This window comes from Bacillus swezeyi (assembly GCF_030908325.1).
GTDB lineage: Bacteria > Bacillota > Bacilli > Bacillales > Bacillaceae > Bacillus > Bacillus swezeyi.
Genome location: NZ_CP133085.1, coordinates 2,254,885 through 2,269,939 on the forward strand (window position 1 = coordinate 2,254,885; position 15,055 = coordinate 2,269,939).

The 15,055-nt window shown below is 43.6% G+C and carries 11 protein-coding genes; all 11 read right to left on the minus strand.

Annotated features, from left to right (window positions below; all coding sequences use genetic code 11):
• Window positions 1-179: 179 nt before the first annotated feature.
• Window positions 180-1,238: an enoyl-CoA hydratase/isomerase family protein gene (locus RBH91_RS11150; RefSeq protein WP_307894593.1), complete on the minus strand. Its 1,059-nt coding sequence runs from the start codon at window positions 1,236-1,238 to the stop codon at window positions 180-182.
• 15 nt (window positions 1,239-1,253) lie between these two features.
• Entirely contained in the window at window positions 1,254-2,039 is a 786-nt protein-coding gene (locus tag RBH91_RS11155) for an enoyl-CoA hydratase-related protein (protein WP_307894594.1), read from the minus strand.
• Window positions 2,040-2,140: 101 nt separating this feature from the next.
• A complete protein-coding gene (locus RBH91_RS11160; protein ID WP_307894595.1) occupies window positions 2,141-3,595 on the minus strand; it encodes a CoA-acylating methylmalonate-semialdehyde dehydrogenase in 1,455 nt (484 codons plus the stop codon).
• A gap of 21 nt (window positions 3,596-3,616) precedes the next feature.
• On the minus strand, window positions 3,617-4,501 hold the full coding sequence (locus RBH91_RS11165; protein WP_307894596.1) for an NAD(P)-dependent oxidoreductase: 885 nt from the start codon (window positions 4,499-4,501) through the stop codon (window positions 3,617-3,619).
• A gap of 15 nt (window positions 4,502-4,516) precedes the next feature.
• Window positions 4,517-6,232, minus strand: coding sequence for an acyl-CoA dehydrogenase FadE (locus tag RBH91_RS11170; protein WP_307894598.1), 1,716 nt, complete (start codon window positions 6,230-6,232; stop codon window positions 4,517-4,519).
• A 1,318-nt stretch (window positions 6,233-7,550) separates the two neighbouring features.
• The gene (gene manA, locus RBH91_RS11175) at window positions 7,551-8,498 is read right to left on the minus strand and encodes a mannose-6-phosphate isomerase, class I (RefSeq protein ID WP_307894600.1); all 948 of its coding nucleotides are present in this window, start codon (window positions 8,496-8,498) and stop codon (window positions 7,551-7,553) included.
• A 14-nt stretch (window positions 8,499-8,512) separates the two neighbouring features.
• Window positions 8,513-10,453, minus strand: coding sequence for a fructose-specific PTS transporter subunit EIIC (locus tag RBH91_RS11180; RefSeq protein WP_307894602.1), 1,941 nt, complete (start codon window positions 10,451-10,453; stop codon window positions 8,513-8,515).
• 149 nt (window positions 10,454-10,602) lie between these two features.
• On the minus strand, window positions 10,603-12,555 hold the full coding sequence (locus RBH91_RS11185; RefSeq protein WP_307891623.1) for a mannose transport/utilization transcriptional regulator ManR: 1,953 nt from the start codon (window positions 12,553-12,555) through the stop codon (window positions 10,603-10,605).
• Between the two features lie 450 nt (window positions 12,556-13,005).
• On the minus strand, window positions 13,006-13,212 hold the full coding sequence (locus tag RBH91_RS11190) for a hypothetical protein (protein ID WP_307891624.1): 207 nt from the start codon (window positions 13,210-13,212) through the stop codon (window positions 13,006-13,008).
• Window positions 13,213-13,543: 331 nt separating this feature from the next.
• Entirely contained in the window at window positions 13,544-14,200 is a 657-nt protein-coding gene (locus RBH91_RS11195) for an ABC-2 transporter permease (protein ID WP_307891625.1), read from the minus strand.
• Window positions 14,184-15,053, minus strand: a complete 870-nt coding sequence (locus RBH91_RS11200; RefSeq protein WP_307894719.1) for an ABC transporter ATP-binding protein — start codon at window positions 15,051-15,053, stop codon at window positions 14,184-14,186. The genes RBH91_RS11195 and RBH91_RS11200 overlap by 17 nt, the downstream gene beginning before the upstream one ends.
• Between the last annotated feature and the right edge of the window lie 2 nt (window positions 15,054-15,055).

Below are 15,055 nucleotides of genomic sequence, written 5' to 3' on the forward strand. Positions count from 1 at the left end.
CAACTAATAGGCAACTTTAGTTAAAGAAGTCAACCTAAAAAAGCCGAATTCCTGTAAGAGAAGGAATCGACTTAAATTTACAATTTGCTTTGTCAATTTAACAACATTCAATAAACACGCATTTTAAATAAGCGCTTCCGCAAAAAAGAGCCGACGTCTAAGGTCAGCTCTCCTTTTGATCACCGGGCAGATTCAGAAGGGTGAAAGAACTGATTCACCACTTCATCTGTTACATCTGAAACGTGTTGATACTCATAGTTCGGTGATTGATCACGATCGATAAGGACGGACCGCACGCCTTCAAAGAAATCATGATGTTTCAAAAAGTTCTTGGCAAGCATCAGATCTGTAGCAAAGCATTCTTCCATCGTTTTTTGTTTGCCGCCCGCCAGTTGTTTTAATGTGATCTTCAATGAAAATGGAGACTTTGAAAGAAGCCGTTTCTTCACATCCACGCTAAAATCGCTTCCCTCGCTTTCGAGCGACTGAAGGATCTCTTCCAACGTATCAAACCTAAAATGATGATCAATCGCTTTTTGATAAGGAGCAAGCTTGCTCTCTTGCGAAGGCTCAGTCCGACATTCTTCGATCATCTGATCAAGCTTTTCCTCAACTTTTACATGGTTCCAGTTCGTATGTTCCACTTTTTGAATCAATCGCGCTAAATCGTCACTCTCCATGTAGATGTCTGCGCCGTTCATATACAGCACATCAGCTGCATGTATAACAGACGCCGTTAAGCCGAGATAGCGCCCTAAGTGCCCGGGCGCTTTGTTTAAAAAATAGGCTGCGCCGACATCCGGAAAGAAGCCGATATTCATTTCGGGCATCGACCATTTCGTCCTCTCCGTCACAATCCGATGACTGGCCCCATACGTCAGGCCGACCCCTCCGCCCATCACGATGCCGTCCAAGCAGGCGATGATCGGCTTTGGAAATTGATAGACTGCCATGTCGACCTCATACTCTTTTTCAAAAAACCGCTCTGCATCTTGCAAAGCTGATGTTGACGAACGAGCTTCATAGAGTGTTTTAATATCACCGCCGGCACAAAGCCCTTTTGAACCTGCGCCTTTTATGACCACGACAGAAATGTTATCGGCTGTCTTCCATTCTTTTAACTTTTCGTCAATCTGACGGACCATTTCATAAGTGAGTGAGTTGAGCGCTTTCGGACGGTTCAGAACAATGGCTGCGGTGCCATTTTGATTGACGGAAAACAACACTTCATCGGACATCTTGATCAACTCCTTTTATGAATGATGAAAATTTGGTTTGCGTTTCTCAACGAATGCGTGAATTCCTTCTTTGGCATCGGAAGTCAGGAACAGCTCGGCAAATCTTTTTCGTTCCCTTTCCAGCCCTTGTTCCATGCTCTCGCTGCTGCCTTGTATGATGCATTCCACTGCACGCATGACACTGGTCATGCTTTTGCCTTCTACAAATGACGCCGCGACAGCAGTTGCCGTCTTCAACAGTATCTCTTCTTTCACCGCCAGCTGCGCGATCTTAAGCTCTACCGCCTCATGAGCTGAAAGTGTTCGGCTCGTCAGGATGAGATCAAGTGCAGTGGCTGTATCCGTGATTTTGCGAAGCCGCTGCGTGCCTCCAAACGCGGGAATCAGACCGAGCTTTAATTCTGGCAGACCTACTGTCGCCTGATCTGAAACGATTCTGAAGTGGCAGCTCATCGCCAGTTCAAGACCTCCGCCAAGAGCTGGTCCGTTTATCGCGGCAATGACGGGTTTTTTAAGAGCTTCGATTTCATCACAGAGCGCTTGGCCTCCTTCAGCGAGCGCCAACCCTTGTTCCTGATCCCCTAATTTTGAAACGAATTCTTTTATGTCCGCTCCTGCCGCAAAGAAGCGGCCTGCTCCTGTGATGATAACGGCTCTTGTGTCATCATCCCGGGCCAGTTCCTGAAAAAGGGATCGCATCTCGGCGATACAGGAAGAAGATAGCGTATTTGCTGGGGGATTGTTCAATGTGACGGTCGTGATACCATTTTCCTTTTCAAGCGTTACGTATGTGTAGTTCAACATTTATCCCTCCTGATTGAAGATAGCTGTTCAATAGAAAAGACCCCTCTAAAAAGTGTTTATCCTGCAATTAGAGGGATCCTATTTTAGAGATTCTCAGGTTAAAACCAGCGTTCGGTGACGACTTTTTTACGTGTGTAAAACTGGACGCCGTCTTTTCCGTTTGTTCCAAGATCCCCATAGAAAGAGGCTTTGTTCCCTGCGAAGGAGAAAAACGCCATTGGGGCTGGTACATTGACATTCACGCCGATCATGCCGGCATCAATTTTGGCGCGGAACTGCTGCACGCTTTTGCCGCTCGATGTGTAAATAACAGCACCGTTGGCAAATTTGGAATGATTGGCGAGTTCGATTCCCTCATCAAGGTCTTTTACTCGCACGACACTCAATACCGGCGCGAAAATTTCGTCCTGCCATATTTTCATGTCCGGTTTCACATGATCGAAAATCGTAGCTCCCACATAGTATCCTTCCTGAACATCGGGATCGCGTCCGTCTACCGCTAATGCGGCTCCTTCTTTTACACCGCTGTCAATATAATCAAGGACGCGGTTTTTGTGGACTTCACGGATCAGCGGGCCAACAAAGTGATCCTCGGATCTGCCGTCTCCTGTTTTCAGCTTTCGCGTTTCAGAAATGAGCAATTCCATAAATTCATCGGCGATCTCATCAACGACCGCCGCCACGGAGCAGGCCATACAGCGTTCCCCGCTGCTGCCGAACGCCGCTCCAATGATGCCTTGAACTGTTTTTTCAAGATGGCAATCCGCCAGGACAATCGCATGGTTTTTAGCGCCGGCAAGCGCCTGAACACGTTTTCCGTTCGCTGTCCCCGTTTGATACACATGCCTTGCTACCGGCTCTGACCCAACAAAGGAAATGGCTTTGATATCTTCATTCTCCAATAAACCGTTCACGACGTCTTTCCCGCCATGGACAAGGCTCAGGACACCTTTAGGAAAACCTGATTCATAGAACAGTTCTACAAGTTTCTCTGCAAGAATAGGTGTTCGTTCTGAAGCTTTTAGGACGAACGTGTTTCCGCACGCGATGGCGAGTGGAAACATCCACAGGGGAACCATCATTGGAAAGTTAAAAGGCGTAATACCGGCAACGACTCCTAGCGGATAGCGCCAGATCGATCCATCGATGCCGTCTGCTATGGCGGGCAGAGATTCTCCCATCATTAAAGTAGGTGCCGCGGTCGCAAGCTCTACGACTTCGATTCCTCGCTGCACTTCTCCGCGGGCATCCTTTAAGGTTTTGCCGTTTTCCATCGTAATGATGTCTGCCAACTGTTCTTTTTGCTCTTGTAGAAGCTGCAGGTATTTGTATAAAAGTCTTGCCCGGTTGGGCACAGGCACCAATGACCAAGTCTGATAAGCATGTTGAGCGGCCTGTACGGCGCGATCCACATCCGTTCTTGTAGATAGAGGCACATAGGCGATTATTTTTCCGTTTGCAGGATTGACCACTTCTTCGACTTCGGCACCTGTAGAATGAACCCATTCTCCATTGATATTGTTCTGCATTTTTTTAATATTGGTTGTCAACATCTGCTTGATCACCTTTCCTTATCAAATAGTCGTCGTCTGCTCACTTATTTTTTTGTATAAGACAGACATATCTTTCTCGCCATATCCGTTCTTTTCGGCTTCTTCATAAAGGTCAAAGAGGATGTTGCTCACCGGCAGTTCGACCTTGTTCTTTTCAGCTAAATCCAGTGCAAAGCCAAGGTCTTTGAGCAGGAGCTTCAAAGAAAAGCCGGGTTCATAGTGATCATCTGCTATGAAACTTTTATAGTTGCGCTCATAGATGCGGCTCTGCCCATAACTAACGTTCAGCATCTCAAACAATTGATCAAGATCCAAATTGCTGTTTTTCGCAAGATGCAGAGCTTCGCTCACACCGGCTGTATAAAATCCAATCAAGAGGTTGTTGATCAACTTCGTGTTCGTCCCGCTGTCGATGTTCTCATTTACATGAAAAATATTCTCGCCCATTGCGTTAAAAACAGGCACTGCCTGATCAAAAGCGTACTTCGCACCTCCTGCCATAAAGGTAAGTGACCGGTTAATCGCCCCGATCACACCGCCGCTGACAGGCGCCGCGAGAAAATCAACGCCTTTACTCTCTGCTGCCTCTGCAATCCGTTGATTCAGTTCAGGAGCGACCGTACTCGTATCGATCAGCAGGATGCCGGGGTCAGCCAGTTTTACAAGTCCCTTTTCCCCTAGAAAAACCTCTTCTACGGCGTTTGATGAAGGAAGGCTTGTCAGGATGACGTCACAAAGTTCAACCATCTTTTCAACCGAAAGGCCGATCGTTCCTCCTGCTTGATGAAAGGACATCTCAGCATCTTTGTTGAGATCCATTCCATACACCATAAAGTTTGCCAGAAGCAAATTTTTCGCCATTGGAAGACCCATGTTGCCCAAACCGATAAACCCGATTTTTTTCACAAGACTTCACTCCGTTCACACAATATATTTTTCATGATCGGCTATTCTTTCTGCGATTTTACGCTTTAGAGTAAACAGGTTGCTGAAGAGGGGTAAAGGAAGGCTGCGAATCTCTTTCAATACGAGTTTTCTTTCGGCTTCATCTGGTTCTATCCCTGATAAGAAGGTCACCGCCATCTCTTCGATTCTCCGGAAGCCTTCTTCACAAATGATGTTCGTCATCATCTCTTTCAATCGCTCTTTTTCTTTCCCGCTCCGTTGTATCGCTTTTTCCGTCCGAATGACAACAGATTCCATCACATAGATTTCTTTTTTCATGTCGGCGGCGAGCCGTGAGTATTCCTGCTCCTGCTGAATGTTAATGTTAGTGCGTGTCAGCGCGTTTAAAGATTTGTTGAGAAGCCGGTGAGACAGGTGAATGAATTGCTGGTTTCGGTTTCCTTCCTTGTTGAATTGATTTTCAAACCTTGTGCTGACGTTTTGCTGCGCCTCTTTCATCAAAAGTTTGGCGATTGTCAGTCGGTTGATTTCGTTTGTACCTTCGAAAATCCGGCTGATCCGCGCATCTCGGTACAACCGTTCCACTTCATACTCCTGCATGTATCCGTATCCGCCATGAATCTGTACGGCTTCGTCTGCGATCCGGCCGAGTACTTCGGAACAGTTTACTTTATTGATCGCACATTCGGATGCATAGGCTGCCAGTTCTCTCAATCTATCGTCTAATGGATCAGCACAATCAAAAACATTGTCTAAGCTGTCTGCCGTCCTGTAGGCGGCGCTTTCCGCTCCGTAAATCGAAATCGCCATATCCGCAATCTTTTCTTGAATCATGGAAAAACTGATGACCGGTCTGTTAAACTGTTTACGCTGTTTAGCGTAGCTTACGGAAAGCCTCAATGCTTGTTTTGATGTCCCGATGTTCGAAAACGCCAGCTTTAATCGCGCCATGTTTAGAATGTTCAAGGCCACGTGATGCCCTTTTCCGACTTTTCCTAAAACATTCCCGATAGGTACTGTGACCTCTTCCAAGATTAAGGTTGCTGTCGAAGACCCTTTGATCCCCATCTTTTTTTCTTCAGGTCCGATCGAAACCCCTTCGAACGACCGCTCGACGATAAATGCGGTCATGCCCTCAGCCGTTTTCGCAAAGACAACATATACATCAGCCACTTGTGCGTTTGTAATCCACTGTTTTTCACCATTTAAAATCCAGGCTGTTCCTTCCTCATTCAAGACGGCCGTCGTTTTTGCGTTTAAAGCGTCTGATCCTGCGCTGGGCTCTGTTAGGGCATATGCTCCGATCCATTCTCCCGCAGCGAGCTTTGGAAGGTATTTTTGTTTTTGTTCTTCTGTTCCATAATAAACGTATGGCAATGTCCCGACACCCGCATGAATATTAAAGGAAACGCTGAACGACCCGCCCGCTCCCATCTTCTCGGCTACAAGCCCTGACAGCTTCTTGTTGAGAGAGAGGCCGCCGTATTGCTCCGGCACTTCGATACCGAGCAGGCCGAGCGCTCCCGCTTCTTGAAACAATTTTTTAACGTTCCCGTGGTCATGCTGATCAATCGATTCAAGAAGGGGCATGACTTCGTTTCTGACAAATAATTCTGTCGTTTTTGAAATGAGTTGATCTTCCTCAGTAAAATCTTCCGGCGTAAATCTTCCAGCTGTCGATTCATGATGAGAAATAAAGGGTTCATCCCATCGAATTTTTGCTTTGCCCATCACGTTCCTCCTCGCTTTCACTCATGAATTTAGCGATGATAAAAACAAAATGAATCCGCTTACATTTATTTCGTGATACGAGTTATAGACTCCTTTTCTTATTGTGTGTTTTTAAGCTGAAATATTCGTATATAGGCGCCCGCAAGGATATCGGATAGATGATCAGAAAGCCAAAATCCTGAAATACTTCTTCGGATTTGAGTGCCCAGGAGAAGATCGTATCTGCTCTTTCGATAACCCTCTCCTATCTTTCACCGCCCCCGGGCATCCGTCCGGGGCGACGATGATGACTGGATGAGCCGTCTCTTTGATCAACCTGATTTTTTGAACCATCTCTTCTTTTGTTTCGAGTGATTTGCCATTTTAGGCAACTGCTGATCGGCTAATGGAACGGATGCCGCTATGTGCAGATATCTCTTAAATCCGATATCGATATCTGCCGAAGCCTGCAAATTAGTGGCACACACAAAGTCTCTGGCTGTTTATGAAAATATGAAAGCATCCTCACACCATCTAGTCCATGAAAAAACGTCTCTTTAGCTTCTAATCGTTTCTTCCTCCCATCTCCCAATAGCTCTTTATATATTTTTCGTAAGCCCTTTCATGATTGTTCAAAAAACTTCTTTTTCCATACTCTTTCCTATCCGGATGAGGAAGCCTGCGAATGTGACTTTTCACCACTTAAGTTGCATGATGCACGTTTGAAAGCAATCAGTCTCATACTCTACTGTTCCAAACAAAAAAGCCCTCCTCGAACCTTCCCGTTTTATGTTGCTGAGACTAAGTCTTACGAAACGCTCCCAAATACAGCTGCGGGACAGCATTGGGCTTTAACCGAGCTTCCCCTTTTAAGCTGATTCATATTTGGTTTTCAAACTAAGCATATCAAATAAATGGAAAATTTCCAAATGTTTTTGCGGTTGTATTCATTTTACTTCTAAAAGCTTGGTTATATTCCCAAATCAACAGGATGGCCAATCTTTTCTAGCGGCTGATGATCTTGTTATTTTTTATGATCGAATCTGCACTTGCCCAAAAGTAAGAGCTTCCTGTCCCTTCAACCTTAGATGAAACGTGCAACAATCGCCGCTTCAGAACCATCCATGCCTTTCATGTCATAGATACGGCTCTGCCCATAACTAAGGCCAATATCATATTACGAAAATGTGCAGTAATGATGAAGATCGCTTATCAAATGTAAACCTGTTTTAATCAATTATTTTGTGCTATTACAGAAAGAAAAAATCATTTTGAAAAAGAGCTGATCTTCTCATCCTCATAAAAAACCGGTTCCTTCGAATAAAGGAACCGGTTTTATTTACAGGCTTGAAACAATACATTGGGTATGTCCTGAAAGTTCGAACTCTCCAAACCCGTATGGCAGTAAAATTTGATCTCCTTTTTTGAAGACATATTCATTTTCGCCGGATATAATGCAGCCTTCTCCTTCGATGACACTGACAAGAAGGAATGGTTTTTCCTGTTTTAAACTGGCTGCTCCTTTTACATCCCACTTTTTCACTGAAAAATAGGGGCACTCGATAAATGTAGTGACGCGCAGATCCTCCGTTTGTTCAACATAAATGGCCGGCTGATTTGGCGCAGACGAAACGTCTATCACGTCAATGCTTTTTTCCAAATGGAGTTCGCGCAGGTTTCCTGCTGCATCTTTTCTGTCATAATCGTATAATCTGTAGGTAGTATCGGAATTCTGCTGCGTTTCTAAAATCTGAATGCCTTTTCCGATCGCATGAACGGTGCCGCTTGGCACATAGAAGAAATCCCCCGGCTTCACTTTCACGCGGCGCAATAGCTTGTCCCATTCTCCAAGCTCGATCATCGATATCAGTTCTTCCTTTGTTTTTGCGTGATGGCCGTAAATGATCTCCGCATCTTCTTTGCAATCAATGATATACCAGCATTCCGTTTTTCCAAGTTCTCCGTTTTCGTGTGTCATTGCATACTCATCATTTGGATGGACTTGAACGGATAAGTCTTGATCTGCGTCTAACATTTTTGTGAGAAGAGGGAAACGGTCTCCCTCCATATGTCCAAATAAATGCCGGTGCTTGTCCCATAATTCACCGAGAGAAAGACCATTATACATGCCGTTTTGAACAATGCTCTGTCCATTTTGATGTGCGGCAAAAGCCCAGCACTCTCCCGTTTGTTCTGACGGAATATTATAGCCGAAAGCGGCTAAAGCCGTGCCGCCCCATATTCTTTCTTTGAAAACAGGCTTGAAAAATAATGGTTCAGTCGTCACGAAAATCCCCCGCTTTATATGATTTCATCGAGGAGCTTGTATGCTTCCTCTTTTGTCTGCACTGAGAGCAGTCTTTCCCTATAGCTGTCATCCATCAGTTTTCGGGACAGCATTTGTAAAAGCTTCAGATGCTGATTCCCTTCGCTTTCTTTCGGTACGGCGATCATAAAGATTAATTTCGCCTTTGATCCGTCAAGGCTGTTCCAGTCAACTCCTGCTCGTTTAATACCGAAGGCCACGCTCGGTTTCTTAACAGCAGCCGACTTTCCGTGCGGAATCGCGATATTCATGCCAATCGCCGTTGTCCCCTCTTGTTCGCGATTCATAATCGCTTGTTTAAATTCGCTTTCCGAATGCAATACATCTGTGCGGGACAATTTTTGAATCAATTCATCGATAATGTCATCCCGGGTTTCTCCTGTTAATGATGGTTCGATCAGCTCTGTATCAATGATGTCTGTCAGCTTTTTGATGTCCGGAATTTCAGCCGGCTGGCTTTCCGTTTGAGGTTCCGGCTGCGGCCTGTCTTCCTCCACTGCTGCGGCTTCACTCGGTTTAGCGTCTCTTCCGCTGATATCTTTTTTGAGCACATTGACTAAAAATGCAGTGACGAGAGATCCGGCAATAACCGCAATAAAAAACATCAATACATGATCAACTGCTCCAAGCACCGCGACAATTGGCCCGCCGTGCGCCACTCTGTCTCCGACGTTTGCAATCATGGCGATCACAGACCCTGTCATAGACCCTGCCATAATGCTCGGGATCACGCGCAGCGGATCTTGCGCTGCAAATGGGATGGCCCCTTCAGTGATGCCGAATAACCCCATCGTAAATGACGCTTTACCCATTTCTCTTTCTGACGCTTGGAATTTTCTTTTACCTAAAAACGTAGCAATCCCCAGGCCGATTGGCGGAATACAAATCGCTACGGCAATCGGACCCATGATTTCATAGTTTCCTTCTCCGATCATAGCCGAGCCAAACAGGAATGCTACCTTGTTTACGGGACCGCCCATATCAAATGAAATCATGGCGCCTAAAATCAATGCCAGAAGGATGGAACTCGACCCTTTCATACCTGCCAGCCAAACGGTTAAAGATTCAAAAATCTGAGCTACAGGCGCACCGATCAAAAATACGAATGCCAAACCTACAATAAGTGACGCAAACACCGGAATCACAATGATTGGCATGATCGGCTGAATCGCTTTTGGTACTTTTAATTTTTTGATGGCCAGCGCCGCATATCCCGCTAAAAAGCCTGCGATAATCCCGCCGAGGAAACCTGCGCCGCTCACACTGCCGTAAAAGCTTCCAGTCGCCGCAATATAGCCGCCGATCATACCTGGAACAAGCCCCGGTTTATCAGCGATGCTGTAGGCGATATATCCGGCCAAAATCGGGATCATGAATGAGAAGGAAGCGCTGCCGATCTGCTCAATCGTTTTCCAGAACGAATCATCCGGAATGACCAGGCCTTTCGGTGTTTTTTCGCCGCCAAGCGTCAAGGCAACCGCTATCAACAGCCCTCCGACGACAATGAATGGAACCATAAAAGAGACACCGTTCATTAAATGACGATAAATCGGATTTTGTTTTTTCTCCTGTTGATTGGCGGCTTGCGCTTTTGAAGCTGAATGATAAACCGGTATATCACCTTCAGCCGCTTTTTGAATCAATTCTTCCGGTTTGCGTATGCCTTCCTGCACCCCGACAGACAGAAGCTTTTTTCCTATAAAACGGTCTTTGTTTACCGACCGGTCTGCAGCAATAATAATCGCGTCTGCTTCGCGAATCTCCTGTTCGGTCAACTCATTTTCTACTCCGATGCCGCCTTGGGTTTCAACTTTCATTTGAACCCCTAATTTTTCTGCCGCTTTTTGCAGATTTTCTGCCGCCATATACGTATGGGCAATTCCGTTCGGACATGATGTAATCGCTAACAGTTTCATGCGAATCCCCCTTCAAAGTAAAGTATTTAGTAGGCCTTGTCACTACTGTATATCAAAATCATGCAGATAAAAGCGCTGTTTTTTACCGTTAATTCCGGAAAAATCGGCTTTTTTCTCTAAAATAAAAAAAGGACCTTGATGGCCCGCTTTTAATAATCCAAATAAGATAAGAATTTCATGACATTTGTTTCTTTCGTCAGCTTTTGGATGAAAGCCGGCTGCTCACTAAGATAGGACAGCTCGTGAAACAACTGCCTTGTCATGTTTTGATCCTCATGTTTGACAGCCAGCATAAAGACGAGCGACACTTTTTCAGCACCCCAATCAAGCGGCTCTTTTAATGTGGCAATCGCAATGGCTGATTGTTTGATCAATCTAGCGTTTGCGTGAGGAATGGCAATGCCTGCTCCGATATTTGTCGCCGACATTTTTTCGCGCATCACGGCATGAGCGCCATAATCTTTTTCTACATATCCTTTTTCATATAAAGCCGTTGCTAAATGCTCAATTAATTTATAGCGGTGTTCTGACTCCTGCTGCAGAAAAACTAAAAACGGAGTCGTATCGTTTAGCATTGTAAATGTTTTTTGTCTTTTGCTGGACGATTCATCAAGCTGATCCATAAAAACGCCCAGCCTTTTCTCATCAGCGGACTCTAACAGCGGTGATACAACAATATGAGGAACTTTTACATCTTCAAGGGATACTGTAGAGATGACAAGCTCTACATCTTCATGCTTTGCTGAATAATCCGCCAAATCGGCTTTTGCAATACAGTCCATCACAGCGATTTGAGGAAATTTTCGTTCAATCTTTGTCCGCAATAATTGAGACATCCCAATGCCCATGTGACATACAATAATGGCCTTTTTATGCATCTGGCTGCCGCGGTTTGAACGTTCGATCGCCGCTTGAAAATGCAATGTCAGATATGCGGCTTCTTCCTCTGGAATAGAAAGAGCAAACGTTTGGTTCATGTCTTCAAGCACATCAATGATGATATGAAACAGATATGGATACATTTTTTTTATGTCATGAAGCATCGGATTGGATACAGAAAGATCATAGCTCAGCCTGTTTAGCACTGTATTGAGATGAATGTTCAACCCGTTGATCAAAACTTGATCCTTGCTGAAATCCAGCGCTTTCCGTTCAGATACGCGATCGATTAAATGACGAACGACCTTAGGAAGCAAGGGATTTTCCAGGCCGCTGTTCCCTTTTTCCCCCAATGGATAACGAACTTTCCCGCCTAATATGTGCAATGTCAAATAGACGGCTTCTTCTTTAGGAAAGCGGACAGAAAAAACCGCTTCCAGTTTTTTTAAAAAAGCAAATGTCCATTGATATTCTTTCTTCTCTTCTACAATGGCGATTTCTCTTTGGGAAATGGAAATCGGCTGTTTCATTTTAATTCGGCGGATCATCAACAGTGTATGCATGAGTAAATTTTCGAACGTTTCATCTGTAAAATATAAAGAGTGACGCTGCTGTAATGATTTGAATTCCTTCTTTACAAAATCTATTTCATGACTTAAAAACTTGCTTTTGATAAATTGACTTGTAAATTCCGGATTGTCTATCAAATCTGATATTCGAGCCAATGCTCTTCTTTTATTTTTTTCATTTCCTTCAATCTTTAAACCGAGACGCTGCTTTGAAACCAATGTGAGATCAAAACGCTTCAGCCATTCTTCTATTTTATTTAAATCCCTTTTGATCGCGGACTTATTTAAAAAATGCTGAGCGGCAATGTCTTTAGCGGAAACTGGCTCTGCGTTCATTAATAAGCGATAAGCGATTTGCAGCATTCTTTCCTCATCGGTTTGATGTGCTGCACCATTGTCTTCAATGTATAATTGATGACTTAACCGGACCCTTTCATGCTCTTCTATGTTTAAATAAACGCCTAACCCTGGTTTGCGAATGAGTTGAGCATGAGAATGTTCATTTAAATAGTCTTCAATCGTTTTAAGGTCATTTCGGATCGTTTTTTCAGAACACTTCACCTTGTCTGCAAAATCTTGCACGATTAAATAGTTATCAGGTTCAGATAACAACAGATTCAAAATGTCTTTTTGCCTCGTATTCATGTATTTCATCTGTTTTTTCTATCCTTCCTGTAAGTTTCAGCTTTTGTTGAAATGATAGTATAAGTATACTATAAACGAAACCGTTTACATTATACAGCGAAATAAAAGAGGCAAAAGTTTGATTTTTTACCGAAACTTCCGGAAAAAATGTTTTTATCAGTTGAAGAAGACAAAAAAAGAACCGTCTGTTTGACGGTTCTTTTTCTGTTTGATCTATTTAATAATGAGGATGATCGCACAAGCATCAGTGTGTTGAAAGAGCGGCAGTGTAAAGATAAAGCATAAAAAACTGTCCCGTATCCAATGACGACACCAAGGCTTGGCAATAATGTTTTAAATCCATCTGCGGCTTTCAGCATTGAACTGTTAAAACATTTCACCTGTAATGGCAAGTGATATAAGCATTTATATTTACTGCTCTCTTTTAGTCATATTGACCAGGTTCTGGAACACTTCTTTTTACATTCCCTCTTTTACCGGCGCTTTATTTAACATTTGAGAGTCATAGAGGCCATCTGCATCTATTGCTAGGCGGATGATGGTGACGGTTACAGGAATCCTTCCAATTTGGTCCAGAGTGGATTGATAGCTTGTATCCTCGTTTAATCGGGAAGACGCTAAAACGCCTACACGCATGATGTTCAAAGTCCAATCTGGTAGCTTCAATAAGGGCGAGCTTCCATTTTTTTCAGCTGGACCGATCTCTCCCGATTTTGTTAAATGTCAGGGGTGTTTCTCCGAAAATCTATTGTGCCAGCCCCTTTATCAGAGATTCTTGAAGTGAAACAGCTGCAGCAATCCCTTTTGCTAATGCCGGTCTTTTGAGCAGCCTAAAGCATTAAAATCGTGATTTGCGTCGCTGTATATAAATAAGCCGGCGTTTTTCATTAGATTTTGATTCCATTTCAATCACCCTTTAGCCGGTTGATTGATTTTACTTATACCGTCTGAACGGTTTATATATGGAAAAAAGGATCAGATGGAGCCATCCTCAAGATTAAAACTCTCTCTTTTTATAGAAGCTGAGAGAAATACCATATGAACAAATGATGATGATGAGCAGTCCAGCGATCAATAGTATAAAGCTGCCCATGTTTGACATTTTGCCGAGAAATGCGATTAATTTCTGGTTGAGAGCAACATTTTCATCCTGGTCCAAAAATTTAAAAACTGCCGATCCTCCAAATATAAAGGTGAAAAAAATAATGAGGTTCGCCATTTTGGATTTCAAATAGCCGTACTTAAAAATCAACGGAAATGAGACGGAACTAAATAAAGTGACTGCCACGACAGCACCCATGGCTCCTGCAAATGTTAATGGAAAATCAAGCGGCAGGTGCAGGAAATTTCCGATCATATTAATCAAAAAGTAGACAAGAATGGCGTAAGCCGTATACACATAGATTGATACATATTTTGACAAAACAATGATATTTCTTTTTATGGGGAGGCTGATTAAGATTTTATCACTGTTGTTTTTATCTTCCAACGAGCTTGCGCCTAATGCCAGTTGATAAGTGACGGCCAAAACGGCGACCGTATAACCGACAAGTTCTAGCTGAGAGAAGGTGAAAGTAAAAAAAACCATCAATAACAGCGATAATTTTATTGCTCTCTTCTGCATCAAAATATCCTTTTTAATAAGATGATACACGATGATCACTCCTGTTGGTTGAAAATACCATAATATCTTCCAAAGTAGGTTTTTCTATCATGACGGAATCCCCGAATTGCTGAACGACTTCTTGCTTATGTCTGGACAGCGCTTCAAAACCAAAGCTGTTTTTCTTAAGGCCGATCAAGATGTCTTCATACCCTCGATGCAGCGTGTCATTGTTTCCTTTGACAATGCAGTACTCCTCTAAAAGTTCATCCTTTGTCTTGCTTAAAATGACTCGTCCGTTATCGAGTAAAGTAATAAAATCGGCGACTTTCTCTAAGTCGGATGTAATATGAGTCGAAAAGAAAATCGATTTGTTTTCGTCCTGCAAAAGGGTTTGCAATACATCCAGCAGTTCCGACCTGACGAGAGGGTCCAAACCGGAGGTCGGTTCATCCATGATCAGAAGCTCGGCATGATGGGAAAGGGCGAGCGCCAGCGAGAACTTCATTTTCATCCCTTTTGACAAGTGTTTGATCTGTTTTTTCAAAGGTAGCTGAAAATCTTTTGCATACCGCTGAAAAACCGCTTCATCCCACTTGTTGTAAAATGGGCTGATGATGTCCTTCATTTCGCTGAGCGTCAGCTCTTCATAAAAATGGTTTTCATCATAAACGAAGCCGATTCTCTGTTTAATGTCAATGTTGTGTTTTTCGTTATCCATGCCGAAAATGCTAATTTCACCTTCATCTTTTTTGATCAAGTTCATGATCAGCTTGATTGTCGTGCTTTTCCCGGCTCCGTTCGGACCGATAAACCCCATGATGTATCCTTTTTCAAGCGAGAAGCTTATATTTTTTAATGAGAAATCTTGATAGTGCTTTGATAGGTTATTGATTTCCAGTATAT

Excerpts from the sequence above, each read along its gene's own strand:
- RBH91_RS11180 (WP_307894602.1), bottom strand. The coding sequence starts at position 10,453 with ATGAAACTGTTAGCGATTACATCATGTCCGAACGGAATTGCCCATACG.
- RBH91_RS11150 (WP_307894593.1), bottom strand. The coding sequence starts at position 1,238 with ATGTCCGATGAAGTGTTGTTTTCCGTCAATCAAAATGGCACCGCAGCC.
- RBH91_RS11170 (WP_307894598.1), bottom strand. The coding sequence starts at position 6,232 with ATGGGCAAAGCAAAAATTCGATGGGATGAACCCTTTATTTCTCATCAT.
- RBH91_RS11160 (WP_307894595.1), bottom strand. The coding sequence starts at position 3,595 with ATGTTGACAACCAATATTAAAAAAATGCAGAACAATATCAATGGAGAA.
- RBH91_RS11185 (WP_307891623.1), bottom strand. The coding sequence starts at position 12,555 with ATGAAATACATGAATACGAGGCAAAAAGACATTTTGAATCTGTTGTTA.